The organism is Prauserella alba, from assembly GCF_024171735.1.
In the GTDB taxonomy this organism is placed as follows: domain Bacteria; phylum Actinomycetota; class Actinomycetes; order Mycobacteriales; family Pseudonocardiaceae; genus Prauserella; species Prauserella alba.
Genome location: NZ_JAMTCH010000004.1, coordinates 627,132 through 652,636, shown reverse-complemented (window position 1 = coordinate 652,636; position 25,505 = coordinate 627,132). Strand labels below are relative to the sequence as shown.

Genomic DNA, 25,505 nt, shown 5'->3' with positions numbered 1-25,505 from the left:
CACCGGAAGGTTGCCGGATGCTGCGCACGTCACAGGACATGGGTGAGACGGGGTCAGGAGACTTCCATGATGGCGTCCACGGCACCGTCGATCTCGGCCGCCAGTGAGACGTCCTTCTCCGTGAGTCCGCCGGCACTGTGTGTGCTCAGGGAGAAACGTAACGTGCGCCAGCGGATGTCGATATCCGGGTGATGGTCTGCGCTCTCGGCGAGCTCGGCGACCCGGTTCACCACCTCGATCGCGCGGGGGAAGCTCGGCAACTTCGCCTCGCGCACGATCGCCTCGCCCTCGCGGTGCCAGTTGGGGAGGTGTTCGAGTGCTGTCTGGATGCGGTCGTCGCTGAGTAGCTCCGTCATGTGTCCATGGTGGTGCCGGGAGGGGTAAGCTGCACAGTCGCAGTCGGGCATGTCGGCCGTAGCGTGTCGAGATCACCGTTTCGTGATCATGGTGGCGCGCTCACGGCGCGGGGTGCCCGCCGCCACGGGAGTCCGGTGAACCGGCCGGACTGAGAGGTGGGCACCGAGCCCACGACCGTTCGCACCTGATCCGGGTCATGCCGGCGCAGGGAGGCATGCTCAGCTCGAGCCGTCGTACTCCGAGCCGCTTGCCCTCCGGGTCGCCTGCGGCCCCGGTCGGCGCCGCGGACGGTGCCGACGAGGAGAGACGATGTTGCCGCGCCGTTTGAGCCAGCTGACCGCCGTTGCCCTGACCGGCCTGTTCACCACCGGGTGCACGTTGATCGGGGGTGGGGACGGCGGTGGTGGCGACGCTTCGTCGGCGACGACGGTCACGCTGGCCACGCACGATTCGTTCGCCGTTCCGCAGGAGGTGCTCGACGAGTTCGAGTCGCGGTCGGGTATCCGCGTCAAGGTGCTCAACCAGGGCGATGCCGGAGCGCTGGCGAACAAGCTCGTGCTGACGAAGGCCAACCCGGTGGCCGATGTCGCCTACGGCATCGACTCGACGTTCGCCTCCCGCACTCTCGCCGAGGACGTGTTCGCCCCGTACGACGCCCCGGCCGCAGCAGAGGGTCCGCAGCGTTACGCGCTCGACGACGCGGGCGACCACGGTGCGAGCGGTGACGGGGCCCGGCTGACGGCCGTGGACGTCGGCGATGTGTGCGTCAACATCGACACCGAGTGGTTCGCCTCCCACGACGTGCCCGCCCCGCGCACGTTCGCCGACCTGGCCAGGCCGCGCTACAGCAAGCTGCTGGTGACGCCGAGCCCCGCGACGTCGTCGCCCGGCCTGGCGTTCCTGCTCGCGACCATCGCCGAGAAGGGCGAGAACGGCTGGCAGGACTACTGGCGCAACCTCAAGGAGGGCGGTGCGCAGGTCGTGAGCGGCTGGACCGAGGCCTACACGCAGGAGTTCTCCGGGTCGTCCGGCAACGGCCCGCGCCCGATCGTCGTGTCGTACGCGTCGTCCCCGGCCGCCGAGATCGGCGACGACGGCACGCCTCGCACGAAGGCGCTGCTGGAGACCTGTTACCGGCAGGTCGAGTACGCGGGGGTGCTCTCCGGCACGGAGCGTCCCGACGCGGCGCGCCGGGTCGTCGATTTCCTGCTGTCCCCGGAGTTCCAGCGCACCGTGCCGGAGAACATGTACGTCTATCCGGCCAGGTCCGACGTCGAACTGCCCGGTTCGTGGCGGAAGGCGGCCCCGTTGCCGGACGACCCGGCGCAGTTGCCCGCCGCCGAGGTCAGCGAGGGCCGGGAGCAGTGGATCCAGCAGTGGCGCGAGCTGTACGAGGGCTGAGCCGAGTCGGGCGTCGCGGCCCCGCGGCCGGAGGGGGCCGCGGGGCCGGCGTCGTCGCGCTCGCGGCGCTGCCGATCGCGTTCCTGGGCGTGCTGTTCGCCTGGCCGGTCGTGGCGATCGTGCGGCTCGGCGTCACCGACGGGGGAGTCGCAGCGGCGCTGGCGCAGGCACAGACCTGGGACCTGGCTGCGTTCACCCTCGGGCAGGCGGCGGCGTCGACGGCCGTGGCGGTGTTCGCCGGAATGCCCGTGGCGTTCCTGCTCGCGAGGGCGCGGCTGCACGGGTTCGGATGGGTTCGGACGTTCCTGCTGGTGCCGTTCGTGCTGCCGACGGTCGTCGTGGGGCTGGCGTTCAAGGCGTTGTGGCCCGGCGGTGGGGTGGCGACGATCGTGCTGGCCAACGCGTTCTTCAACGTCGCCGTCGTGGCGCGCACCGTCGGCGGGTTGTGGGCGCACCTCGACCGGCGCGCCGAGGACGCGGCCCGCAGTCTGGGCGCCTCGCCGTGGCAGGCGTTCCGCACCGTGACGCTGCCCGCTCTCGCACCGGCGCTCGCGTCGTCGGCCGCGGTCGTGTTCCTGTTCTGTTCCACGAGTTTCGGTGTGGTGCTGATGCTCGGCGGCGGGCGTTATCGCACGCTCGAGACCGAGATCTACCTGCGGACCGTGGAGCTGCTCGACCTGTCCGGTGCGGCGGCGCTGTCGCTGGTGCAGCTCGCGGCCGTGATCGTCGCGCTCGTGATCGGCGGGGTGGCGCGGCGGCGACGGGAGCGTGCCGCACCGCTTCGCGCCCCCGTGGTGACGGCCCGCAGGCCCGCGGGCCGCGAGTGGTGGGTGGTCGGAGCGGCGCTGACGGTCGTGGCGGGTCTGCTGGTGCCGATCCTGGCACTCGTCGTCCGTTCGCTGTCCACACGCGACGGCTGGGGGTTCGACGGTTACCGCGCGCTGGCGGGTTCCGGCGACGGTGCGCTGAGCGTCACCGGCTGGGAGGCGGCACTGAACTCCCTGCGGACGGCGTTCGACGCGACGGTGCTGGCGATGATCGTCGGGGTGCTCGCCGCCGTCGCGCTGGTGGCGGCGGGGCGGGCCCGTGGCCGGGTGGCACGGCTGGCAGGGGAGACGCTCGACGCGGCGCTGATGCTGCCGCTCGGTGTGTCCGCGGTGACCGTCGGCTTCGGTTATCTGGTCACCCTCGATGCGTTGCCCGGGGATCTGCGCACGTCGCCGATGCTGGTGCCGTTGGCTCAGGCGCTCGTCGTCGTGCCACTGGTGATCCGCATGGTGCTGCCTGTGCTGCGGTCGGTCGACGTCCGGCTGCGCCAGGCCGCGGCGACACTCGGCGCGCCGCCTGCGCGGGTGTGGTGGACGGTGGACCTGCCGCTCGCGGCCCGGTCGCTGGCGGCGGCCGCGGCGTTCGGCTACGTCGTCGCGCTGGGCGAGTTCGGCGCGACGAGCTTTCTCGCCCGCCCCGAGGCGCCGACACTGCCGGTGGCGATCAACGAGCTGATCAGCAGACCGGGCGAGGAGAACACTCAGTTGGCCTACGCGGCGTGCACGCTGCTGATGCTCGTCACCGCGGGCGTGGCCGCCGTCATCGACCGCCTGCGGGCGCCGCACGTCGGGGAGTTCTGAATGCTGACCGTGGACCGGGTCACCGTCACCTACGACCGCACACCCGCGGTGCGTGACGCGTCGCTGGAGATCGCCGACGGCGAGGTGTTGGCGTTGCTCGGGCCGTCCGGTTCGGGCAAGTCGACGTTGCTGCGCGCGATCGCGGGTCTCGAACCGGCCTCCGGCGCGGTCCGCTGGGACGGCGACGACCTGGCGGGCGTGCCGGTGCACCGCCGCGGCTTCGGGCTCGTGTTCCAGGACGGCCAGCTGTTCCCGCATCGCGACGTGGCGGGCAACATCGCGTTCGGCCCGAGGATGCAGGGCATGGCAGCAGGCGATCGCGACCGTCGCGTGGCCGAGCTGCTGGAACTCGTCGGTCTGGCGGGTTACGAGCGGCGGCCGGTCACCGAACTGTCCGGCGGTGAGGCCCAGCGCGTGGCGCTGGCCAGGGCGCTGGCGCCCCGGCCGAGGCTGTTGCTGCTCGACGAGCCGCTGTCCGGGTTGGACGCCGAACTGCGCGAATCGCTGGCGCTCGACCTCGTCGGCGTGCTGCGCCGCGCCAAGGCCACGACACTACTGGTCACGCACGACCAGGAGGAGGCGTTCACGCTGGCCGACCGCCTCGCCGTGCTCGACGAAGGGCGCATCCGGCAGTCCGGCGACGTGATCGACGTCTGGCGCGCACCCGCCGACGAACGCGTGGCCCGTTTCCTGGGGGTCACCACCGTGCTGCCCGGCGAGGTCACCGACGGCCGGATGAGCTGTGCCTTCGGTTCGGCCGATGTCCCGTGGGCCCTCACCGGGCCGGCCACCGTCGGCCTGCGGCCCCACGCGTTGCGTGTCGCCTCCACCGGAGTGCCGGGGGAGGTGGTGTCGCGGGCGAGGCGCCGCGACCACACGCGGGTGACGGTCGACGTGTCGGAGACCGTTCCCGACGTGTCCACCGTCGATGCGGTCGCCACGATGGCGGACGCGGCGCGGCCCGGCGACGAGGTCCGCCTCACCTTGGACCCCGGCGGTGTGGCGATCGTCGGTTAGCGCCGAACCCGCCCGTGGCGTAGTCCGGTTCTCCGTTGGTCGGAACCCCGCTTGGCCGCTGTGAGCTCGTGCTGCTTAGAAGGGTGGTTCGTCGGGCAGTGGCGGCGGTGGTGTCGGTGGCAGCGTGGTGCGGTGTCGGCGGCCGAGGTGGGGCCGTGGTGGGCGGTCCATTCGTGTTGGTGGTCGAGGTCGCAGTGGCGGGCGGGTCGGTGGCACCGGGGATGCATCCGCGATCGCGCACGCGGACGAGGTCGCGGATGGCGGCGGTGGGGCGGCGTCGTCTTCTGCCGAGGCCAGCGAGGCGAGCAGTACCATCTCCTCGGCATCAACCTGCGCCCGTCGGCATCGCAGCGACACGGCCACAGCAGCACTATCCCCAGAACCAGTCGCACCGCGTACTGTTTCGAACCAGAGTTCGAAACAGCAACACCCATAGGTGTGCGCCTGCAGCGAAGTGCCCTCCCGTCGACCTGCCCAGCCGGCGAGGCGAAAGGCCCCCCGAGACGTGCAACTCCGCCTCGGAGACCTGCCGATGAGTCGACAAATCCCGGAGTCGCAGTCCTCGCCGAGAATCGCGAACCCCGGCGGTCAACGGCCGTCGTACCGCCGGGGTCCGGAGAACGCATCACCCGTCCTTGGAAACCAACCGCGCGTACGCGAGCGACCCGCCGATCGCCAGATAGCACGCGGCCTTCAGTGCGCCGTCGATCAGATCGCCCGAGGGGATCGGATCGCGCAACACGTCGACGAGCGACCACCACGCGTCGGTGAGCAGGAACGGGTGCAGCCAGGACAGTGCGTCGAGGCTGCCGAGCACGGCGAACACGATGATGCCGCCGAGCACGGATGCGAGCACGACCATGGGGTGTTCGGTCAGCGCCGAGATCGCGAGCGCGACCGCGCCGACCGCCCACAGCTGCAATGTCACCCAGGCCACGGCGAGTGCGATGCGGCCGAGCGCGTCGGGTATCGACAGCGTCGTACCCGACAGCGTGTACAGCGTGCCGCCCCCGTTGATGACCAATGCGGTGAGGATGCCGCTCACCGCGATGACGGAGGCCGCCACGAGCGTGAACGTCGCCACCCCCAGTGCCTTGACCAGCAGCAGCCTGGCGCGCCCGACCGGCGCGAGCAGCCAGCCGCGCAATGTGCCGGTGGAGGTCTCACCCGCGAGCGCGTCGGCTCCGGACATGGCGGCGGCCAACGGCAGCAGCATCTGCATCGTCATGGTCAGTGCAGCGATCGGCAGGATGAGCACGCTGCCCGCGGCCGCCGCCAGCAGGCCACCGCCGTCGTCGCCGCCCGGCCCACCACCGGGACCGCCACCACCGGGTCCGCCGCCACCGGGTGATGCCGCCGGACTGGTCGTCGCCAGTGCGATACCCATGATCACCGGGATGAGCGCCAGCAGCCCGAGCACGGCGAGCGTGCGGGGCCTGCGGAAGATCCAGCGTAGCTCGGCGCGCACGAGCCGCGGCACTGGAGCCGTGCGCCGCGCAGGTGTCGTCATGACGTCCATGTCGGCGCCTCCTCACTGTCCTGGGTCAGCCTGGCGAACAGGTCCTCCAGGCCGGTGCGGCTGCGCCGCGCTTCGTGGACCGGTACGCCCGCGCCGACGAGCGTGGCGATCACGTCCGGCGCCGCGGCTCGCGTCAGCTCGACGCGCACGCCGTCCGGTGTCGGACGTGCGTTCAGGTGTGCCGCACGCAGGGCAGCCACCGCCGCCGACGCGTCCGTTGTGGACACTTCGAGGCCGGGTGACTCGGATTCGAGCAGCTCCGTCAGGTCGCCCTGCGCGACGAGGGTGCCCTCGTTCAGCACGGCGACGTGCGTGCACGTCGCCTCCACCTCGGCGAGCAGATGGGACGAGACGAGCACCGTCACGCCTTCGCGGTGCAGATCCGCGATGACCGACCGGATCTCCCGGGTGCCAGCCGGGTCGAGCCCGTTGGTCGGCTCGTCCAGGACCACGAGCCTGCGCGGTACGAGTAGCGCGCCGGCCAGCCCCAGCCGCTGCTTCATGCCCAGCGAGTAGCCGCGGTAGCGGCGCCCGCCCGCGCGGCTCAGCCCTACCCTTTCGAGCGCGTCGTCGACCGCGGCGGAGATCTGACCCGCCGTCAGCCGGGGTTCGGCGGCTCCCAGGCGCAGCAGGTTCTCCCGCCCCGACAGGAACGGATGGAACCCAGGGCCCTCCACCAGCGCTCCCACGTCCGGCAGCGCGTCGGCGGCCCGCTCCGGCATCGCATGGCCGAGCAGCTCGACCTCGCCCTCGGTCGGCTGCACCAACCCCAGCAGCATGCGGATCGTCGTCGTCTTTCCCGAGCCGTTCGGGCCGAGCATCCCCAGCACCGCGCCCTCGGGGACGTCGAGGTCGACGTGATCGACCGCGACCGTCCGGCCGTAGGTCTTGCGCAGTCCTCGGGTGCGGGCCGCGAGGGCGGGCCCCTCCTGCTGAGAGGGACCCGCCACCACCGGCTCGGCCTGCGCGGTCACCGGTTCTCCAGTGCCTGGCGCAGGACCTGCTCGGGCACGGCGCCTGCCGCGAGCCTGCCGTCCTCGGTGATCAGTGCGGTGCCGATGCGGGTCTCGATGACGTGCCCGGAGCCGAACTCGCCCTGCACGGGCTTGCCGAACCGGTCGAGCATGCCCTCGACGTCGGTGCCGCCGTTCTCGCCACGATCGCGCAGTTCCTGCGGCACGCGGGTGAGCACGACCGTGTCCCAGCCGTCGCCCGTGGTCCGGAACTGCGGTTCGTCACCGCTGCCGCCGCGGTGGCCTTCGGGCCGGCCCGCCTCGGATTCGGTCACCTCGGTGCCTTCCGGCGGGGAGAACTCGAACAGCCGCTCCGGCTGCGGGCCGAACTCGACCTCGGAGAAGCCGATCTCGAACGCCGGCTCGGTCGTGCCGTGTGTCAGCACCGACATGCGCAACGGCAACCGCTCCTCGGCGTCGACCGCCACGCGGACCTCGCGAACCAGCGTCCGCTCGTCGGGTTTCGGCGTCAGCACCAGCTCGTATGCCGCGCGACCCGCCACGCGCGCCGTCCCGTCGACCGAGACGTTCGACGACTCCTCAAGCTTGTCGACGACCTGCGTCGCGGCCCTGGCGGGGTCCGCCCCGTCCGCCTTCGGGCTGCGGTGCTCGCCCCGCGCACCGGCGGGCAGCGGGGTCCGCGTGGCCGTGCCCTCGGCCGAGTCGTAGGACCAGAGCTCCTTCTCGCCGAGGACGTAGGTCAGCTCGCTCGACTCCTGCTCCAGTGCGACCCGGCCCTTGCCGTCGCCGTCGTAGTAGACGCGTGCGGACTGCGCGTCCAGCGCCGGTACGCCCGGCACGGCCGGGATGCCCAGCTCGTTGTCGACCGTCGCCGTGCCCGACATCGCGGGCGGCTGCGCCTTCAGCACCGAGCCGACCAGCTGCTGCGCCCCGATCTCAGGGAGTTCGGGCGCGCTGTCGGCGCCCGCGGGCATCGCGAGCAGCCCCAGTCCGAGCGCGCCTGCCGCCGTCCCGGCCACCGCCACCGTCGCCGCTTTCCGTTTCGTGTTCACGAGTCCTCCTCGCCCCCGGAGTAACCGCCAGTTTCCCAGTCACCGGCGTTTCCTGACACCGTTGAGTCTTCGCGGCCGGTGCTGAGACCGAGCTGAGAAGGTGCGCCACGCTGAGAAGGCGCTGAGAGATCCCGCGCCCGGGCCGGGAAGGCGGCATCCTGACAGATGTGGAACCGCGAGTGCTGGTCGTCGACGACGAAGTGGGTGTGCGCAAGGCGCTGCGCCGTGGCCTCGGTGCGGAGGGCATGGACGTCACCGTGGCCGCCGACGGCCACACGGCGCTGAATCTCGCCGGGACCGGGGCGTTCGACGTCGTCCTGCTCGACATCATGCTGCCCGGCCTCTCCGGCTACCGCGTGCTCGAACGGCTGCGCGCGGACGGCGTGACGACGCCGGTGCTGCTGATCTCGGCCAAGGACGGCGAGATCGACCAGGCCGACGGTCTCGACCTCGGTGCGGACGGATACGTCGTGAAGCCGTTCTCGTTCGTCGTGCTCGTCGCGCAGGTGCGCGCGACCCTACGGCGCGCCGCCGCCGAAGGTGCCCGTGGACAGTTGCGGATCGGCCCGCTCGTGCTCGACCGCGGACGTCGTGAGGTGTATTGGCGCGAGGAACCGGTTCCGCTGAGTCCCAGGGAGTACGCGTTGCTGGAGGCGCTCGCGGGCCGCGCGGGCACGGTGGTGACCAAGGAGGAGCTGCTGCAGTCGGTGTGGGGCGACCAGCGAGCCGCCACGCGCAACGTCGTCGAGGTGTACGTGGGTTATCTGCGGCGCAAGTTGGACGCGGTGGGGGCGACCGCGTTCGTGCGCACGGTGCGGGGCCACGGGTACGTCGCGGGCGACCCCGATTCGGGCACTGCGACCGGCGAGTGACGAGACCGGCGAGTGACGAGGACCGGCGCGTGACGAGCCCGCCCCCGCGCACGGGAGATCCGCGTCGCCGTCGCTGGTGGCGCGGGAGAAGCCTGCGACTGCGCATCACCGTGGTGGCGACCGTCGTCGCGGCGGCCGTCCTGCTCGTGCTCGCGCTCTTCGCCGGGCGCTTCGTCGGCCCGTGGCTGCGCGCCGGCGTCGATGCCGACCTGCGGACGGCGGTGGCCACGGCCGCACGGGCCGTCGAGTCCGGCACGACGCCATCCACATCGGACGGCCTGCGCGTTCGGGTGCTCGACACCGCGGGCGACCCGGTGGACGGCGGCGCGCCACCCACGCTCGGCGATGAGCACGTCGGCGACCTCAAAGCGGGTCTCGCGGTGACCGTCGGGGGCCGTGACAGTGCCGTGCCCACGCGATGGGCCGGCTCGGTGGTCACCGCACCCGACGGTGCGCAGCGCCTCGTGGTGGCGGAGGCGCCGCTGGCCGGTGCGGCGGCGGTGATCGCCGACGGGGGCAGGCTGCTCGTCGGGCTCGCCGTCGCGGGCGCGGTGCTGGTGGGCGCCGCGACGTGGGTCGTGACCGGTGCAGCATTGCGTCCCGTCGGCCGGATGCGCCGGTCGGTGCGGGCACTGCCGAGCGGTGGGCGACTGCCCGAACCAGGGTCGGCCGACGAGATCGGGGCGCTGGCCGCCGAGTTCAACGGCCTGCTCGCGCGCTACGACGAGGTCGGCGAGCGGCTCCGCAGATTCACCGGCGACGCGGCGCACGAGCTGCGTTCGCCCGTCGCGTCGATCCGGGTGCAGGCCGAGGTCGGCGTCGCGGCCTCCGACGGCGACCTCGCGCAGGAGACGCTCGCGGACGTCCTCGTCGAGACCGAACGCCTGTCGACGCTGCTCGACGGCCTGCTGACCCTCGCGCGCGCGGACGCGGGGGAGGTGCCGGTGGCCGAACCGGTCGAACTGGTCACGGAGGCGCGCGCGGCCGTCGAACGGCTCGGCGCGGACGGACTCGACGTGCGGGTCAGCGCGCTCGTGCCGTCGGCGTGGGCGCTGGCCGCCCCGTCGGAGGTCGAGCTCGTGCTGGACAATCTGCTGCGCAACGCCTGCAGGCACGCGGCGAGCGGCATCGTCGTGTCGGTGCTGGCCACGCGTGCGTGGGTGCGCGTGGTCGTCGACGACGACGGTCCGGGCATCGATCCGGAGCACCGGGGACACGTGTTCGACCGATTCTACCGGGCTTCCGACGACCGGGCGCGCAGCTCCGGCGGAACGGGTCTCGGGCTGGCTCTCGTGGCCGAAGCGGTGCGCCGACGCGGCGGACGGGTCGTCGTCGGCGAATCGCCGGACGGGGGAGCCCGCTTCGAGGTGAGCTGGCGCAGGCACACGACCGCCGACCGTGAGGAGCGGACATGGACCGGGTGATCGTCGGGGCGGCGATTGTCGACGACGGCAAGTTGCTCGTGGGGCAGCGCTCCTATCCCGACGACGTCGCCGGGCTGTGGGAACTGCCGGGAGGCCGCGTGGAACCGGACGAGTCGGAGGCCGACGCGCTGGTGCGGGAATGCCGCGAGGAACTGGGCGTCGATGTCACCGTCGGCGTCCGCGTCGGGGGCGACATCGCGTTGCAGAGTGGCGCCGTTTTGCGCGTCTACGCCGCCGCACTGGTCGACGACGGCGGTACCCCGCAGGCCGCCGAACACAAGGCCTTGCAGTGGGTCGGTGCGGGCGAGGTGGCGGCCGTCGACTGGTTGCCCGCCGACCGCGTACTGATTCCCGATCTCGAGGAACTGCTCGCCTGATACCGGCGAACCCGGTCGCGCGCCGCGGCGGACCGGCGGCGGCGCTCGTCCAGCGCGGCCCGTGCGCGGGCGCAGAACGCGCGGGTTTTCCACGCTGCGCTGGGATGGTGGCGGACGTACGGTCGAGGTATGTACGTCGTATTGGTTACCTACACGGCCCCGGTCACGGACGTGGACTACGCCTTGCCGGACCACGCCGAGTGGCTCACCAAGCAGTACGAGCAGGAGCACTTGATCGCGTCGGGTCGCAGGGATCTGCATCGCGGCGAGGTGATGATCGTGCGCCCGATGTCGAGGTTGAAGATCGACGCGATGTTGGCGTCCGATCCGCTCTCGATCCGGCATCTCGCGTCGTACGAGGTCATCGAGTTCGCCGCGACTCGCACCTGTCACGAGCTGAACGACATCAACGAGCTCCTGGCCGGCTGACGGCGAGCGCACGAGCCGAGCGGGCATGCATCCCGCCCGGGCGGGACAGCACGGCCCGGGACGGTCTCCGTCTGAAACGTCATGCCGACGTGAGCGGTTCCGCGGTACCGGGTCCGACGCGGGCCGGTCGGCCGTGCAGGTCAGGCCGCCTTCGACACCTTCGACTGCATCGTCTTGGCGGTCTGCAGTGCCATGACCGGGCACTTCTTGCACCGCGGCTTCGACTTGCAGCATTTCTTCTTCAGCTGACCGGCCTTGATCATTCCGCGGACCGCGGACTTCGGGTCGTCCTCCTGTGCGAGCGCCACCGCCAGCTTGGTGCTGGCTTTGATGTGCTTGCCGGACTTGTGCTTCTTGCCCACGGGCACGCTCCAGGGGCGACGTCGATTGCCCCTGTTAGGTTAGGCCAACCTCAGTTGTTGTGAAGGGTGGCGCTGACCACACCGAGTCCGACGACGTGCCCTACGGGCGCCCCGCGCCTGGTCGGGCGCTCCCGTTGCGGGGCCGTAGCCCGGGCGGGCGCGGGCGTTGTCCGGGGTGGTCGCGAGGTGTGGCGCCGGGCACATCGCCGCCCCCGGTACGCTGGGAAAAGACCCCGCGCCGCGGCGACGGCGCAGGTCACCCCAACCCTCTTCTCGTATCAGGAGTTCTCGCGTGCCTGCACTCACCTCCGAGAAGGTCAGGACAGACCTCCGGAACATCGCGATCGTGGCTCACGTCGACCACGGCAAGACGACGCTCGTCGACGCCATGCTGCGGCAGTCGGGCGCGTTCAACGAGCGCGACGAGCTGGTGGACCGCGTCATGGACTCGGGTGACCTGGAGCGGGAGAAGGGCATCACGATCCTGGCCAAGAACACGGCCATCCGCCGCAACACCCCGGACGGCCCGGTGACGATCAACGTCATCGACACCCCGGGCCACGCCGACTTCGGCGGCGAGGTCGAGCGCGGCATGTCGATGGTCGACGGCGTCGTCCTGCTCGTGGACTCCAGCGAGGGCCCGCTGCCGCAGACGCGGTTCGTGTTGCGCAAGACGCTCGAAGCCGGTCTGCCCGTCGTCCTCGTGGTGAACAAGGTGGACCGCGCCGACGCCCGCATCGCCGAGGTGGTCGAGGAGACCCACGACCTGCTGCTCGAACTGGCGGGCGACGTCGACGGCATGACCGACGAGGCGATGGACGCCGTGCTGAACATGCCGGTGATCTACGCGGCCGCCCGCGACGGGCGCGCGAGCCTGGAGCGGCCCGTCGACGGTCAGGCCCCGGCCAGCGAGAACCTCGACCAGCTGTTCGAGGTGCTGCTCGACCACATGCCGCCCCCGGCCGCCGATCCGGAGGCGCCGCTCAGCGCCCTCGTGACCAACCTCGACGCCTCCAGCTTCCTCGGCAGGATCGCGCTGGTGCGCATCTACGCGGGCAAGATCCGCAAGGGCCAGACGGTCGCCTGGATCAGGGAGGGCGGTGAGGTCCAGCAGGTGCGCATCTCGGAGCTGCTGGTGACCCAGGCCTTGGAACGGGTGCCTGCGCAGGAGGCGACCGCGGGCGACATCGTCGCGATCGCCGGTATCCCCGACATCACCATCGGTGACACGCTCGCCAACCCGGAGCACGCCGAGGCGCTGCCGCGCATCACCGTCGACGAACCCGCGATCTCCATGACCATCGGCGTCAACACCTCGCCGCTGGCCGGCCGTGGCGGCGGCGACAAGGTGACCGCGCGCCTGGTGAAGGCGCGGCTCGACCAGGAGCTCATCGGTAACGTCAGCGTGCGCGTGCTGCCCACCGAACGCCCCGACACCTGGGAGGTGCAGGGCCGCGGTGAGCTGGCGCTGGCCGTGCTCGTCGAGCAGATGCGCCGCGAAGGCTTCGAACTCACCGTCGGCAAGCCGCAGGTGGTCACCAAGACCGTCGACGGCAAGCTGCACGAGCCGTTCGAACGGCTCTACATCGACGCTCCCGAGGAGTACATGGGTTCGATAAGCCAGCTCCTCGCCGCCCGCAAGGGCCGCATGGAGGAGATGGAGGGCTCCGGCACGGGCCGGATCAAGCTGGAGTACGTGCTGCCCTCCCGCGGCCTCATCGGCTTCCGCACCGACTTCCTCACCGAGACCCGCGGCGCGGGCATCGCCAACCACGTCTTCGAGGGCTACTTCCCGTGGGCGGGCGAGATCCGCACGCGGAACTCGGGTTCGCTGGTCGCCGACCGCCCCGGCCCGGTGACGACGTACGCGATGCTGCAGCTCGCCGACCGGGGCGAGTTCTTCGTCGAGCCCGGTGCCGAGGTGTACGAGGGCATGGTCGTGGGCGAGAACCCGCGCGCCGAGGACCTCGACATCAACATCACCAAGGAGAAGAAGCTCACCAACATGCGTTCGGCCACCGGCGACGAGCTCGAACGGCTCGCCAGGCCGCGCAAGCTCGGCCTCGAGGAGGCGCTGGAGTTCTGCTCCAGCGACGAATGCGTCGAAGTGGCCCCGAAGGTCGTCCGGGTCCGCAAGATGACGCTCGACGGGCCGCAGCGGGCCAAGGAACGGTCGCGCGCGAAGGCACGCGACCGTTCCTGAGCCGGTCGCAGACCGCGGGACGGGTTCGGGAGAAGGGGGAGAACCGGACCCGTGCCGCGCCGGCGGCTCTCGCGTGGTGCGGTGGCGAACGGGCCGCGGCCGGGGGAACCGGTTGACCCTGTCGTGCGTCGGCAATGGTGGCCTCGCCGGGAGTTGACAACCGGTCTGGCAGGCTCGAACCGGCCCGGTGGCGCGTTCCGCGCCGGGGTAGGCGACACGTGAGGGGAGCAGCGGCAGGTGCGCGCGATCATTGGGGGGCGAGCGGGCCGGAAACCGGTCGTGCTCGTGTTCGCGCTGGTGGCCGTCCTGATGACGGCGTGTACGAACATGCCGCCCCCTCCGGTGGTGAGCTCTCCCGTCGCGGAGACGTCTCAGGCGGCGCCCGGTGACAGCTCGGACATCGCCGTGGCGGTCGACTCCATCGGCGGCGGCTACAACCCGCACATCCTGGCTGACCAGTCCACGACCACCCAGGCGCTGGCGACGATGCTGTTGCCGTCGGTCTTCCGGAAGGGCGACGACGGCAGCCGGGTGCTCGACGAGCGGCTCATGCGGTCGGCCGAGGTCACCGCGCACGATCCGTTCACCGTCTCCTACCGGATCCGGCCCGACGCGTCCTGGTCGGACGGCGCGCCCATCGCGGTCGAGGACTTCGTCTACCTTCACGAGGCGATGACGTCCCAACCCGGCGTGGTGGGCGACGCGGGCTACCGGCTGATCTCCGAGATCCGCCCGGCCGACGGCGGTAAACGCGTCGACGTCGAGTTCTCCGAGCCGTACCCGGGGTGGCGGACGTTGTTCGACCACCTGCTGCCGCAGCACCTGATGAAGGACGTCCCCGGCGGTTGGCAGAACGCACTGACCGGCAGCTTCCCCGCCTACGGCGGTCCGTTCGCGATCACGACGATCGACTCCGCCAGGGGTGAGATCGTCCTCGAACGCAACGAGCGGTACTGGGAGGCGCCCGCCGCCGTCGACCGGGTCGTGCTCCGCCGGACCGACCCGTCCGCGCTCGCGGGTGCGCTGGGCAGCGGTACCGACCAGCTCGCCGTCGTCGGTACCGACGAAACCGTCAGACAACGACTCGACGAACTCGATGCCGACGTGAGCGTGTCGGAGGTGCCGCGGCCCTACGTCGTCTCGACGCTGCTGCGGCCGGTGGCCACGCTCGCCGACGGCCAGGTGCGGGAAGCCGTCGAGGCGCTCATCGATCGCGACGCGCTCATCGAGGCGGGCGCCGACGGCGGCCCTTCCGGTTACGAGCGGGCAGGGGCGCACGTCCGGCCGCCTTCGGACGAGGCCTACCGCGCGACGCTGCCCGCCGGCGCGTCGCCGCACCACCCGCAGCCGCGCAAGGCCCGCAGGCTGCTGCAGGAGGCGGGCTACGAACGCGTGGCGGGCACCTGGACCCGTGACGGGCAGCCGTTGTCGCTCGCGCTCGCGGCGCCGGGCCAGCGGCAGCCGTTCGCGGCCGTGGCCGAAGAGTTGACGCGCCAGCTCGTCGAAGCGGGCATCGAGGTCAGGGACGCCACCCCGCAATCGTCGCGGGAGCTGTACAACCGGCTGCTGGCACCCGGTGAGAACGCCGACGGGGCGTTGCAGGTCGACATCGCCGTCGTCGGCCGCCCGGTCAGCGGCGACCCGGCCTCGTCGCTCGCGTCGTCCTACGGTTGCGCCCCGCTCGCCACCGGCGGTGCCGACGGCCGAGAAGGCGAGGACGGTTCCGGGGAAGGAAATACCGACGAAAGTTCGGAATCGGCCGACGGTCGTACGGCAGAAAGTACGCCGGGCGGAGCAGGCGACGGTTCCGGATCCGACGAAAGTGAATCCGGCGAATCCGGCACACAAACCGGTGAGGCCGCTGATTCCGGTGCCGGTTCGAACGAGACCGAAAGCGCGCAGAGTGGCGATTCGGACGATGCCGGGATGCGGCCCGCCAATCCGGCCGGCTACTGCGACCCGGAGCTGCAGTCGGTCATCGTCGATGCGCTGACCGGCTCGAAACCGCTCGACGAGGCGCTGCGCACCGTAGAGCCGGCGCTGTGGGACGCCGGGGTGACGATTCCCCTGTTCCAGCCCACAGACACGGTGGCCGTCACCTCCGACGTCGAGGGTGTGCGAACCGCGCCGATGCCCGCCGGTCCGTTCGCCTCGGCGGTCGAGTGGAGCCGCGGCGAGAAGTGATTCGGGCGGGCGGGCCGTCACGACCGTCGAACATTCCCGCCGTTTCGATACCCGTGCTTGTGCTCGAGGGTTTACATTGCTCCTCACATGCCACTCGGTGGGCGGCAAATGTTTACCGAACGTAAGAAGTGGATGTCCGGACGCTAGGCGGAAGTCACCCTTTGGTCACGATCGCTAGGCAGATGGTGACTCGCAGTGCCTCCGGTTCCTAGCGTTCCTCCGCATATGCGCCAAACGAGTGGCTTGGCGTGTCATATGCTCCGGTCAGACCGGCCGGAGGGTGTGGACTCTGCGGTGCGGACAACCGCAGAGTCTTCAGTGCTAGGAGGGCACACGAATGAGGAGATCCAAAGCAATCTCCGCCATGGCTGTGACGGCTGTGTCGGCTCTGGTGCTGACCGCCTGTGGCGGTGGAGGAGGAGACAACTCGGACGGCTCGTCGGCCGACGTGGCGAGCATGGCCGAGGGTAAGGCGCAAGAGGGCGATGTCTTCAAGCTCGCCGATGTGCCCGAGATGGACCCGGTGACCGTCGCGATCGACGACAAGTTCACCGCCTACAACAACGACACCGCGGATGCCAACAGCTCGTACAACAACTACGTGCTGACCTCGGTGCTCGCCGGTCCGACTCTGCTGGACGGCAACAACAAGGTCCTGACCAACGGCGACCTCATGGAGTCGATCGAGGTCACCTCCGAGGACCCCTACACGGTCGAGTGGAAGATCAAGGAAGGCGCCAAGTGGTCCGACGGTGAGCCGTGGGACTGCTCGGACTTCTACCTCTCCTGGTTGGCGCACTCCGGTAAGGCCGAGGGCTTCAACGTCGCCTCCAGCACCGGCTACGAGCTGATCGACCAGCCCGAGTGCAAGGACGCGCAGACCTTCACCGCCGAGTTCTCGCAGCCCTACATCGACTACAAGGGCCTCTTCGCTGCGGGCGCCATCCTCCCGGCGCACGTGCTGGAGAAAGGCACCGGCATCGACGACATCACGTCGATCAAGCCGGACTCGCCGAAGGTCTCCGACGTCGCCGAGTTCTGGGCCGGTGAGTGGAAGGGCTTCGACGCCGAGACGATGCCGGGTTCCGGTCCGTACAAGATCAAGAGCTTCGACCGGAACTCCGGTCGGGTCGTGCTCGACAAGAACCCGGAGTGGATCGGCGCCAAGGGCGGCCCCAAGGAGGTCACCGTCCGCACGATCCCGGACACGCAGGCCATGGCCACCGCGCTGGAGAACGGCGAGATCGACGTCGCCGCCTCGACCCAGCCGGACGCCACCGCTGCCACGACGATGCAGAACCTCGAGTCCCAGGGCGTCACCTACGGCTCCGCGCCGCAGCTGACCTACGAGCACCTGGACCTGAACTTCAAGCGCATCTTCGCCGACGAGGCCGCGCGTAAGGCCTTCTTCGCGGTCGTTCCGCGGCAGCAGATCGTCGACAAGCTGCTGAAGGGTGTCCAGCCGGACGCCGAGGTGCTGCAGAGCATCGTGTTCTTCCAGGGTGAGGACGGCTACCAGGACGTCTACTCCGACAAGGCGGGCCAGGGCGCCGAGGCGGCCGAGAAGATCCTGCAGGAGGGCGGCTGGAAGAAGGGAAGCGACGGCATCTACGCCAAGAACGGCGAGCGGTTCTCGATCGAGATCTCGCACAACGAGAACGCCCGCCGGAAGCAGACCGTCGAGATCATCCAGTCGGCGGCGGCGAAGGCCGGTATCGAGGTCAAGGACGACCAGGACGCCAACTTCCTGGCGGGCCGCGTCGACAAGGGTGACTACGACGTCGCCCTGTTCGGTTGGTCCTCGGAGCCGTTCAAGACTACGCAGGCGGCGCTCTACTCCTCCGACGGTGGCCAGAACTGGCAGGGCCTCGAGAGCAAGGAGGTCGACAAGGCCTACGAGCAGGCCGTCGCGTCCACCAAGGAGGACGAGGCCCGGAAGCACTACCAGGAGGCCGACAAGGCGCTGGCGAACGAGTACGCGACGCTCCCGCTCTTCGCCACTCCCTCGATGTGGGGCTTCCGCGGTATCGACCGGGTGTACATGCAGTCCTACAACGGTGCGCTGTGGAATGTCGGTGAGTGGGAAGCCGCCGAGTGACCACTCGGTTTCTCGCCCGCTGACAGTGCCCTGAGCACTCGACCGCGCTGACGCGGACCGTCGGGGGTCGGACAGACCGTCCGGCCCCCGACGTCCGACGTAAGTACCTGTTTACTCTGCACTCGGAACCACTATCGTGGCGCGAGCAGTAGCGCATGATTTCCGGGCGGGGCTCGGACTAGGAGCAAGTCGTTGAACCTGGTTGTCTATATCCTTCGCCGCTTGGCGATTTCGATTCCGATCCTGTTTGTCGGAAGTTTCCTGGTTTTCTGCATGGTCGCGGCCGCGGGTGATCCTCTCGGCGAACTCAGAACGCAGCCAGGGGTGAGTCAGGAGTCGATCGACCAGCTGTCGCATCAGCTGGGGCTCGACATGGGCATCGTGCCGAGATACTTCGACTGGCTCGGTGGCTTCCTCACCGGCGACTGGGGTATCTCCATCGCCCAGGGCTCGAACATGCAGCCCGTGTTCCCGAAGATCATGAGTGCCTTCGAGGTCACGATCCAGCTGATCCTCGCGGCGGAGATCATCGCGCTGCTGCTGGGTGTCGCCGTGGGTGTGCTCGCGGCGGTGAAGCAGTACACGCCGATCGACTACATCGCCACGACGATGGCCTTCATCTTCTTCTCGATGCCGATCTTCTGCGTGGCGATCGTGCTGAAGATGTACGGCATCGACCTGAACGTGATGATCAACGATATGGGCTGGGACTCCTGGCTCGGCAATCCGTTCCTGAAGACCACGAGCCCCGAATCGCTCAGCGGGGACGGCTTCTTCGATTCGATCATCGGATACATCGGCGGGTTGCTGCTGCCGACGCTGTCGATCATGTTCATCAGCTTCGCGGCCTACAGCCGTTTCCAGCGGTCGTCGATGCTGGAGACGATGAACATGGACTACGTCCGAACGGCGCAGGCCAAGGGTATTTCGCAGGGTCGGGTGATCATGCGGCACGCTTTCCGCAACGCATTGATCCCGGTGACGACGCTGTTCTCGGTGAACTTCGTGACGGTCGTGACCGGCGCGATCATCACCGAGCGGGTGTTCGCGTGGAACGGTATGGGCTCGGTGCTCGTCGAGGCCGTGAACAAGAACGACCCGAACACGCTGATGGGCTGGATCGTGGTCATCGCCGTCGCGGTGGTCGTCGCCAACCTCATCGCAGACCTGGTTTACGGCATTCTGGACCCGAGGATTCGCGTTGGCTGACTTGAACTCGATGGAGGCCGGTGTCGAGTCCGGCCACGGCAAGAACTCCGGCGGAAGCGACCCCGAGGCGCTTCCGGAGGCCCGCAGTCAGGGCAGGATGGTGCTGCGGAAGTTCCTGCGGCACAAGCTCGCGATGGGCAGCGTGGTCGTACTCGCGCTGATCATTCTCGGCTCGATCATTCTGCCGCTGTTCTATCCGCACAGCTACGCCGACGCGTCGTTCTCGTCCTATGTGGAGCCGAGCGCCGAACATCCGCTCGGCACCACCCAGGTCGGCAAGGACATGATGGCCCAGGTGCTCAGGGGAACCCAGTTCTCCCTGCTCATCGCCATCACCGTGGCCATGCTGACGACGATCATCGGCGTCGTCCTCGGTGCGCTCGCCGGCTATCTGCGCGGATTCACCGACTCGGCGATCTCCCGGCTGACGGACCTGTTCCTGATCGTGCCGTCGATCGCGGCGGCGGCGATCATGGTGCGGGTGCTCAGCGGCAGCTGGTACGTCGTGGCGCTGGTGCTGGCGATGTTCGCGTGGATGCCGATCGCGAGGATCACCCGAGCCGAGGCGATGTCGCTGTCGCAACGCGAGTTCATCGAGGCCGCGCGCGCGTCCGGCGCAGGAACCGGGCGGGTCGTGTTCAAGCACCTCGTGCCGAACATGGTCGGCACGATCACCGTGAACGCCACGCTCGCCGTGGCGCAGGCGGTGCTGGCCGAGGCCGCGCTGTCGTTCATCGGCCTGGGTGTGCAGATCCCCGACACCTCGCTCGGCCTGGTGATCTCGGAGAACTACGAGCAGATGCAGGGCAGGCCGTGGTTGTTCTTCGGCGCGTTCACGGTCCTGGTGCTGATCTCGCTGACGATCAACTTCATCGGTGACGGGCTGCGGGACGCCTTCGACCCGCGGCAGCGCAAGGTGAAGGCATAACGCCGCCGGTGGGCCGCCGCCTCACGGGGCGGCGGCCCACCGCCGTGTCGACGGCACTAGCCGGCGGCGGCACTAGCAGCAGCGGGCGCGAGGGTTTCCTCGCGCCCGTTCTCGTGTGTTCGGGGATGTTCTCCTCCGGTGCCGGGCGGGCTTCTCACGCGCGAAAACGGGGCGGTCGCCGCTTCCCTGAGGAAACGACGACCGCCCCGTTGATCGGCAAACGCGCTAAGCCGTAGTAGCGCTGAGCCGCAAGCAGCGCTAGCTCATTCGGCGAGCGTGTAGCGGCCCGCCTCCCAGGCTTCGCGGCGTTCCCGCTGCTTCGCCGGGTCGGCCACCGGGGCGGCGGCCAGCAGGCGTTTGGTGTAGTCGTGCTGCGGGTCGTGCAGCACCTGGTCCCGCTCGCCGGTCTCGACGAGCTGGCCCTTGCGCATCACCGCGACCCGGTCGGCGAGCAGGTCGACGACGGCGAGGTCATGGCTGATGAACAGGCACGCGAAGTGCAGGCGTTGCTGCAGGTCGAGGAACAGGTCGAGGACCTTGGCCTGCACCGATACGTCGAGTGCCGACGTCGGCTCGTCGGCGATGAGCAGCTTCGGGTCGAGCGCCAGCGCACGTGCGATCGCGATGCGCTGCCGCTGGCCGCCGGAGAGTTCGTGCGGGTAGCGGTTCCGGTAGTGGCCGGAGAGCTGCACCTGGTCGAGCAGATCGGTGACGCGCGAGGTCAGCGCCTTGCCGGAGAGCACCTTGTGCAGCACCAGCGGCTCGGCGATCGATTCGCCGATCGTCATCTTCGGGTCCAGTGTGGAGGCCGGGTCCTGGAAGACGATGGAGAAGTAGCGGCGCATCGGGCGCAGCTGCTTCGTCGACAGCTTCGTGATGTCACGGCCGCCGACGGACACGGTGCCGGATGTCGGGTCGAGCAGCCGGGTCGCACACCGGCCGACGGTCGACTTGCCGGAGCCGGACTCGCCGACCAGGCCGAGGATCTCGCCCCGCTGGATGCTCAGCGACACGTCGTCGACGGCGCGGACCTTGTTCTTGCGGCCGCGGCCGGGGAACTCCAGCACGAGGTTGCTGAGTTCGAGTGCCGGTGCCTCGTCCTTGACGTCGCCCGCGAGTTCCTCCTCGACGGCCTTGAGCCGTTCCGCGACCTCGGAGTCGGAGATCTCCGGTTCGGACGGCGTGGCCGATTCGGATTCGAGGAGCCTGCGTCCCGCGGGGCGGGAGCCCAGCACCGGCACCGCGGACAGGAGACGCTTGGTGTACTCCTCCTGCGGTTCCGCGAACAGGTCCGCCACGGGCGCCTGCTCGACGATCTCGCCATTGTACATGACGAGCACGCGGTCGGCGAGGTCGGCTACGACGCCCATGTCGTGCGTGATCAGCACGATCGCGGTGTTGAGCTCGTCGCGCAGCTGACGCAGCAGCCCGAGGATCTCCGCCTGCACCGTCACGTCGAGGGCCGTCGTGGGCTCGTCCGCGATGATGATCTTCGGGTCGCACGAGATCGCCATCGCGATGACCACGCGCTGGCGCAGCCCGCCCGAGAGCTGGTGCGGATACTGCGTGATCCGCGTGTCGGGCTCGGGGAATCCGACCAGTTCGAGGAGCTCGACGGCTCGCTTGTCGGCGGCGGCCTTCGACATGTCCTTGTGGTGCGCCTGCAGCGACTCCCGCAGCTGCCAGCCGATAGTGTACATCGGGTTCAGCGCGGTCATCGGCTCCTGGAAGATCATCGCCACGTCGTTGCCGCGGTGCTTGCGCAGCTCCTTGGGCGACAGCCCGCCGAGGTCGAGGTCCTCGACCCTGCGTGCGCCCGTGATCGACGATGTCTTCGGCAGCAGGCCGGGCACGGACATCGAGGTCACGGACTTGCCCGACCCGGACTCGCCGACGATCGCGAGGATCTCCCCGGGTTCGACGTCGAAGCTGATGCCCTTGACGGCATCGACCGGACCGTCCTCGGTCTTGAACGAGATATGGAGGTCCGAAATAGACAGGACTGGCCCGGTTGTGCCGGCGACCTGCGGTGATTGTGTTTCTGTGCTCACCAGATGCCCTTCGAGTGCGGGTTCGGGTGCCACGTTCGGTGGTCGTGGACGTGGCCGCGAGGATAGTCGACATGGGCCGTTCGAGGGACGGGTCGAAGGAACTAATGTTGAGCTGTGATCTCGGACGATGAGCGCGGGACTGACGGACAGCGGGGACCCGGCGGACGCGAGAACGGCGCACCCGGCGTCGTGCTGGTGCATGCGCATCCGGACGACGAGAGCATCACGACGGGCGGCACGATCGCCCGCTACGCGGCAGCCGGGGTGCCTGTGACCGTGGTCACCTGCACTCTCGGGGAGGAAGGCGAGATCATCCCGCCCGCCCTGAGTGAGCTCGGCGCGTGGGCGGGCGATCAGCTGGGCGGATACCGCAGCGGGGAGCTCGCCGCGGCGGGAAGGGCCCTCGGCTGGACCGGCCACCGGTACCTCGGCGGCATGGGCCGCTGGCGCGACTCGGGGATGGCGGGCACCCCGGCGGCCGAGCATCCCCGCGCGTTCACCGGCGGCGACCTCGACCAGCAGGCCGAACAGCTGACGGCGATCCTCGACGAGTTGCGCCCCCAGGTCGTCGTCACCTACGACGCCCACGGCGGGTACGGGCACCCCGACCACATCCGGGCCCACGAGATCACCATGGCGGCCGCACCGCGGGCGGCGTCGGTGCAGCGGGTGTTCCACACGGTCTCGTCGCGGCGGGCGGTCGCCGACGGCCTGGCGGCCCTGCGCACCAGGGGTGACGTCGGGTTCCGGGTGCCCGCCGACGACGAGCTGCCGACGACCCCGGACGAGGCCGTCACGACGGTGGTCGACATCGGCGCACACCGGTGGCGCAAGTTCGCCGCACTCGCTGCGCACGAGACCCAGATCGACGTCGGGCCGGACTGTTTCGCCCTGTCCAACGGCATCGCCCAGCCGGTCCCCGAGGCCGAGTACTTCGTGCTGGCCCACGGTCCGGCCGAGGGCGCGGAGAAGGACCTGTTCGGAGGTCTGCGGTGAGCCCGGAACGGTCGTGGGTGACCACAACGGCATGGCTCGTGCTGCTCTCCTTCGACGCCGTGCTGCTGGCCCTGCTCGAACTGTTCTTCCTGCCGCTCCGCCTCGACGGAACGTTGCTGCCCCGTATCGGCGACGTGCCGTTCCCGGTCGTGGTCGTGCTGGCGGCCCTGACGACGCCGTGGCTGGTGTCCGCGGCCAGCAGGCTCGGCGAGCGCAGGCTCGGCATGGTGCCGCTCGTGGTGTGGGTACTGACGGTATTGGTGGTGGGCATCGCGGGTCCCGGTCACGACCACGTCCTCGTGGCGGACCTGCGTACGCTGCTGCTGCTCGGCTGCGGGGCGATTCCCGCGGCGCTCGTGCTCGGCGGCGTCCTGGGCCGCGCGGCACGGGACAGGGAACGGCGGAAATCGTCGCCGCAGGCGAAACGCACCGGGCCGAGCCCGACACCGACACGGAGGTGACCGCGGACATGGCCGAGCACATCACCGACGCCTACGTGGTCGGCGTGTTGCGTCCGTACGTGCGCGCCACGGGGCCGCTGGTGGACGCCCTGCGGGAGAAGGACCCGTTCTCGGTGCTGGCGCGGGAGGCCGAGGACCCGGTGATCGACGAGCCGCGGGTGCGCGACCGGCTGCTGCACGGGCTCAACGCCGTGAAGCTGCCGGGGACGGCCGCCTGGACGGACATGGACACCGAGGCGCGCACGAAGTGGTGGACGGGCCGGGTGGGCCGGTTCACGTCGTTGCTCGCGGCCGTCCCCGGAATCGCCGGGGCGGTGTCGGACCTGTTGCCGGTGCAGGACACCATCGGCGCGGCCGGTCAGGGTCTGCTGCTGTGCGCACTCGCGGGCGAACGCGGCCACACGGACGTGGCCACGCGGGTGCGGCTGATCGCCTGGGTGCTGTTCGAACGGGAGATCCCGGCCGAGCTCGCGGAGGGCAGGAAGGCCGACCGCGGCGCAGAGGACGCCGAGACCGAACGTCTCACCGAGGAACTCGACGGCGAACGGTCGGCACGCGGCAAGGCGTCGCTCAAGACGGTGGCCCGCACACTGTGGCACCTCGGCCGGTCGCTGCAGCAGATCCCGGACGAACTGGAGAAACGGCCCAGCGGACGGTTCTATCACCACGCGATCGGGATGCTGCCCGGTATCGGGCTGGCAGGCGACTACCTGGGCGAGCGGTCCGGGCTCAAACGGGTCGCGAAGCGAGCGGACAAGTGGTTCGCCGCCCATCCGGCACCCGTCGACCGGGGTGACGTGTCACCCGGCCGGGACTGACCGACCGGCAGCGAACCGGACTGGCCGGTCGCACGAGCCGCGAGGCGGGTTCCCCGTCCAGGGCGGATCAGCGCCAGAACATGAACGCCAGCTGGCCGAGCTGCGCGGCGATGTCGCTGCCGCCGACCGCGCCGAAGATGGCGCCCGTGACGTCCCACAGCGCTGCGCTCACGCCCGGCACGGCGATGATGAAGGCGAACAGCACCAGCGGGGCCCACGGCCGGGCCTTCGCGCCGAACTCGCGCGCCTGCGGCGACAGGTACGGCTCGATCGCGCCGTAGCCGTCCAGTCCCGGCACGGGGAGGATGTTCAGCACGAACGCCAGGATCTGCACCGACGCCAGGTAGGACAGGCCGATCCCGAGCCCGGCTGGCATGGGCACGAGCACCACCACGAGCGTCAGCAGGACGCCCAGCACGAGGTTGCTCAGCGGGCCCGCGAGAGACACCCACGACGACACCTTGCGGGAGCGCAGCGCCCAGCGGTTGATCCACACCGCGCCGCCGGGGAGCGGGATGCCGCCGATGGCGAGGATGATCAGTGGCAGCACCAGCGAGAGCACCGGATCGGTGTAGTGGCGGATGTCCATCGACAGGTAGCCCTTGAGTGCCACCTCCCTGTCACCGCCGCGGTAGGCCACGATCGCGTGACCGAACTCGTGCAGTGTCAGCGATACCGCCCAGCCGCCGAGGACGAGCACGACGATGCCGAGCGTGCCGACGACGTCGCGGTCGACGCCGCCGAGGTTGACCGACAGCGGCGGGAACAGTGCACAGAGCACACCGCCGACGGCGGTGGCGGCGAGCAGGGCGTAGAAGAGCGGGCTGGGCCGGACCACTGAACGTTGCACGTGCCCATCCTCGCGCACCGGGTGCACGGCCCTTGTAAGTGGCGTGCGGAGTCGGTGGCGGGCCGGGTATGTGACCGGCAGGGCGGCGCCCGGTGGTCCGGTCCAGCCGTCCGCCGATCGGTGCCGCCCGGTCGACGCGTCGCGTTCGACGTGGTGGGATCGGGCACGGAAACCAGGTGTGAGATCGGCGTGTGGTTCCCTCGGCGTGTCCGCTTGCCAAACGGCCGCGATCTATCCCCCATCCTCGCTACTCCGCTTGACCTCGTCGCACTACACAGGTGTAATCACATTGATG

At 70.0% G+C, this 25,505-nt stretch carries 22 protein-coding genes and 1 riboswitch; of the genes, 15 read left to right on the top strand and 7 right to left on the bottom strand.

Going from position 1 to position 25,505, the window contains the following annotated elements:
- Positions 1-53: 53 nt before the first annotated feature.
- Positions 54-356 carry a 4a-hydroxytetrahydrobiopterin dehydratase gene (locus tag LY12_RS11840; RefSeq protein WP_253855954.1) on the bottom strand — a complete coding sequence of 101 codons (303 nt, stop codon included), beginning with the start codon at positions 354-356 and terminating at the stop codon, positions 54-56.
- Positions 357-470: 114 nt separating this feature from the next.
- A riboswitch (TPP riboswitch) is annotated at positions 471-585 on the top strand.
- A gap of 81 nt (positions 586-666) precedes the next feature.
- On the opposite strand from LY12_RS11840, the gene LY12_RS11835 reads away from it, so the two are divergent.
- The 3 genes from LY12_RS11835 to LY12_RS11825 are packed head-to-tail and all read left to right on the top strand — an operon-like array spanning position 667 to position 4,403.
- Positions 667-1,758: a thiamine ABC transporter substrate-binding protein gene (locus LY12_RS11835; RefSeq protein WP_253855953.1), complete on the top strand. Its 1,092-nt coding sequence runs from the start codon at positions 667-669 to the stop codon at positions 1,756-1,758.
- Positions 1,734-3,386, top strand: a complete 1,653-nt coding sequence (locus tag LY12_RS11830) for an ABC transporter permease (protein ID WP_253855951.1) — start codon at positions 1,734-1,736, stop codon at positions 3,384-3,386. Before LY12_RS11835 ends, LY12_RS11830 begins: the two co-directional genes overlap by 25 nt.
- Entirely contained in the window at positions 3,387-4,403 is a 1,017-nt protein-coding gene (locus tag LY12_RS11825) for an ABC transporter ATP-binding protein (protein ID WP_253855949.1), read from the top strand.
- Positions 4,404-5,028: 625 nt separating this feature from the next.
- Here the strand turns inward: LY12_RS11825 and LY12_RS11820 are convergent.
- Genes LY12_RS11820 through LY12_RS11810 form a run of 3 tightly spaced genes read right to left on the bottom strand, consistent with a single transcriptional unit; the run spans position 5,029 to position 7,948 of the window.
- The gene (locus tag LY12_RS11820) at positions 5,029-5,922 is read right to left on the bottom strand and encodes an ABC transporter permease (RefSeq protein ID WP_253855947.1); all 894 of its coding nucleotides are present in this window, start codon (positions 5,920-5,922) and stop codon (positions 5,029-5,031) included.
- Positions 5,910-6,896: an ABC transporter ATP-binding protein gene (locus LY12_RS11815; RefSeq protein WP_253855945.1), complete on the bottom strand. Its 987-nt coding sequence runs from the start codon at positions 6,894-6,896 to the stop codon at positions 5,910-5,912. The genes LY12_RS11820 and LY12_RS11815 overlap by 13 nt, the downstream gene beginning before the upstream one ends.
- A complete protein-coding gene (locus tag LY12_RS11810) occupies positions 6,893-7,948 on the bottom strand; it encodes a LolA family protein (protein WP_253855943.1) in 1,056 nt (351 codons plus the stop codon). The genes LY12_RS11815 and LY12_RS11810 overlap by 4 nt, the downstream gene beginning before the upstream one ends.
- A gap of 167 nt (positions 7,949-8,115) precedes the next feature.
- Here LY12_RS11810 and LY12_RS11805 point away from each other — a divergent pair, with 167 nt between their 5' ends.
- The 4 genes from LY12_RS11805 to LY12_RS11790 all read left to right on the top strand — a co-directional run bounded on the left by LY12_RS11805 (position 8,116) and on the right by LY12_RS11790 (position 11,050).
- Complete coding sequence (locus tag LY12_RS11805) at positions 8,116-8,820, top strand: response regulator transcription factor (RefSeq protein WP_372493500.1); 705 nt, start codon at positions 8,116-8,118, stop codon at positions 8,818-8,820.
- A gap of 29 nt (positions 8,821-8,849) precedes the next feature.
- Positions 8,850-10,244: a HAMP domain-containing sensor histidine kinase gene (locus LY12_RS11800; RefSeq protein ID WP_253855941.1), complete on the top strand. Its 1,395-nt coding sequence runs from the start codon at positions 8,850-8,852 to the stop codon at positions 10,242-10,244.
- Positions 10,232-10,621 (top strand): (deoxy)nucleoside triphosphate pyrophosphohydrolase, encoded by a 390-nt coding sequence (locus LY12_RS11795; protein ID WP_253855939.1) that lies wholly within the window; start codon positions 10,232-10,234, stop codon positions 10,619-10,621. Before LY12_RS11800 ends, LY12_RS11795 begins: the two co-directional genes overlap by 13 nt.
- A 129-nt stretch (positions 10,622-10,750) precedes the next feature.
- Positions 10,751-11,050 carry a YciI family protein gene (locus LY12_RS11790; RefSeq protein WP_253855936.1) on the top strand — a complete coding sequence of 100 codons (300 nt, stop codon included), beginning with the start codon at positions 10,751-10,753 and terminating at the stop codon, positions 11,048-11,050.
- Positions 11,051-11,190: 140 nt separating this feature from the next.
- On the opposite strand, the gene LY12_RS11785 is transcribed toward LY12_RS11790, so the two are convergent.
- Positions 11,191-11,412, bottom strand: coding sequence for a hypothetical protein (locus tag LY12_RS11785; protein WP_183651275.1), 222 nt, complete (start codon positions 11,410-11,412; stop codon positions 11,191-11,193).
- Positions 11,413-11,704: 292 nt separating this feature from the next.
- Between LY12_RS11785 and typA the strand changes: the two genes are divergently transcribed.
- The 5 genes from typA to LY12_RS11760 all read left to right on the top strand — a co-directional run bounded on the left by typA (position 11,705) and on the right by LY12_RS11760 (position 20,034).
- The gene (gene typA, locus LY12_RS11780; protein WP_253855934.1) at positions 11,705-13,615 is read left to right on the top strand and encodes a translational GTPase TypA; all 1,911 of its coding nucleotides are present in this window, start codon (positions 11,705-11,707) and stop codon (positions 13,613-13,615) included.
- Between the two features lie 237 nt (positions 13,616-13,852).
- Complete coding sequence (locus tag LY12_RS11775; RefSeq protein WP_253855933.1) at positions 13,853-15,799, top strand: ABC transporter family substrate-binding protein; 1,947 nt, start codon at positions 13,853-13,855, stop codon at positions 15,797-15,799.
- Between the two features lie 337 nt (positions 15,800-16,136).
- On the top strand, positions 16,137-17,897 hold the full coding sequence (locus LY12_RS11770; protein ID WP_253855930.1) for an ABC transporter family substrate-binding protein: 1,761 nt from the start codon (positions 16,137-16,139) through the stop codon (positions 17,895-17,897).
- A 192-nt stretch (positions 17,898-18,089) separates the two neighbouring features.
- Positions 18,090-19,106, top strand: coding sequence for an ABC transporter permease (locus LY12_RS11765; protein WP_253855928.1), 1,017 nt, complete (start codon positions 18,090-18,092; stop codon positions 19,104-19,106).
- Between the two features lies 1 nt (position 19,107).
- The gene (locus LY12_RS11760) at positions 19,108-20,034 is read left to right on the top strand and encodes an ABC transporter permease (protein WP_372493522.1); all 927 of its coding nucleotides are present in this window, start codon (positions 19,108-19,110) and stop codon (positions 20,032-20,034) included.
- Positions 20,035-20,297: 263 nt separating this feature from the next.
- On the opposite strand, the gene LY12_RS11755 is transcribed toward LY12_RS11760, so the two are convergent.
- A complete protein-coding gene (locus tag LY12_RS11755) occupies positions 20,298-22,085 on the bottom strand; it encodes an ABC transporter ATP-binding protein (protein WP_253855926.1) in 1,788 nt (595 codons plus the stop codon).
- Positions 22,086-22,280: 195 nt separating this feature from the next.
- Here LY12_RS11755 and mshB point away from each other — a divergent pair, with 195 nt between their 5' ends.
- From mshB to LY12_RS11740, 3 genes are read left to right on the top strand one after another with little or no spacing between them, the layout of a single operon-like run.
- Positions 22,281-23,081: an N-acetyl-1-D-myo-inositol-2-amino-2-deoxy-alpha-D-glucopyranoside deacetylase gene (gene mshB / locus LY12_RS11750; RefSeq protein ID WP_253857323.1), complete on the top strand. Its 801-nt coding sequence runs from the start codon at positions 22,281-22,283 to the stop codon at positions 23,079-23,081.
- A gap of 17 nt (positions 23,082-23,098) precedes the next feature.
- A complete protein-coding gene (locus LY12_RS11745; protein WP_253855924.1) occupies positions 23,099-23,542 on the top strand; it encodes a hypothetical protein in 444 nt (147 codons plus the stop codon).
- Positions 23,543-23,550: 8 nt separating this feature from the next.
- Positions 23,551-24,360, top strand: coding sequence for a hypothetical protein (locus tag LY12_RS11740; RefSeq protein WP_253855922.1), 810 nt, complete (start codon positions 23,551-23,553; stop codon positions 24,358-24,360).
- Positions 24,361-24,427: 67 nt separating this feature from the next.
- Here LY12_RS11740 and LY12_RS11735 read toward each other — a convergent pair whose 3' ends face one another.
- Positions 24,428-25,210, bottom strand: coding sequence for a site-2 protease family protein (locus LY12_RS11735; protein WP_253855920.1), 783 nt, complete (start codon positions 25,208-25,210; stop codon positions 24,428-24,430).
- Positions 25,211-25,505: the final 295 nt, after the last annotated feature.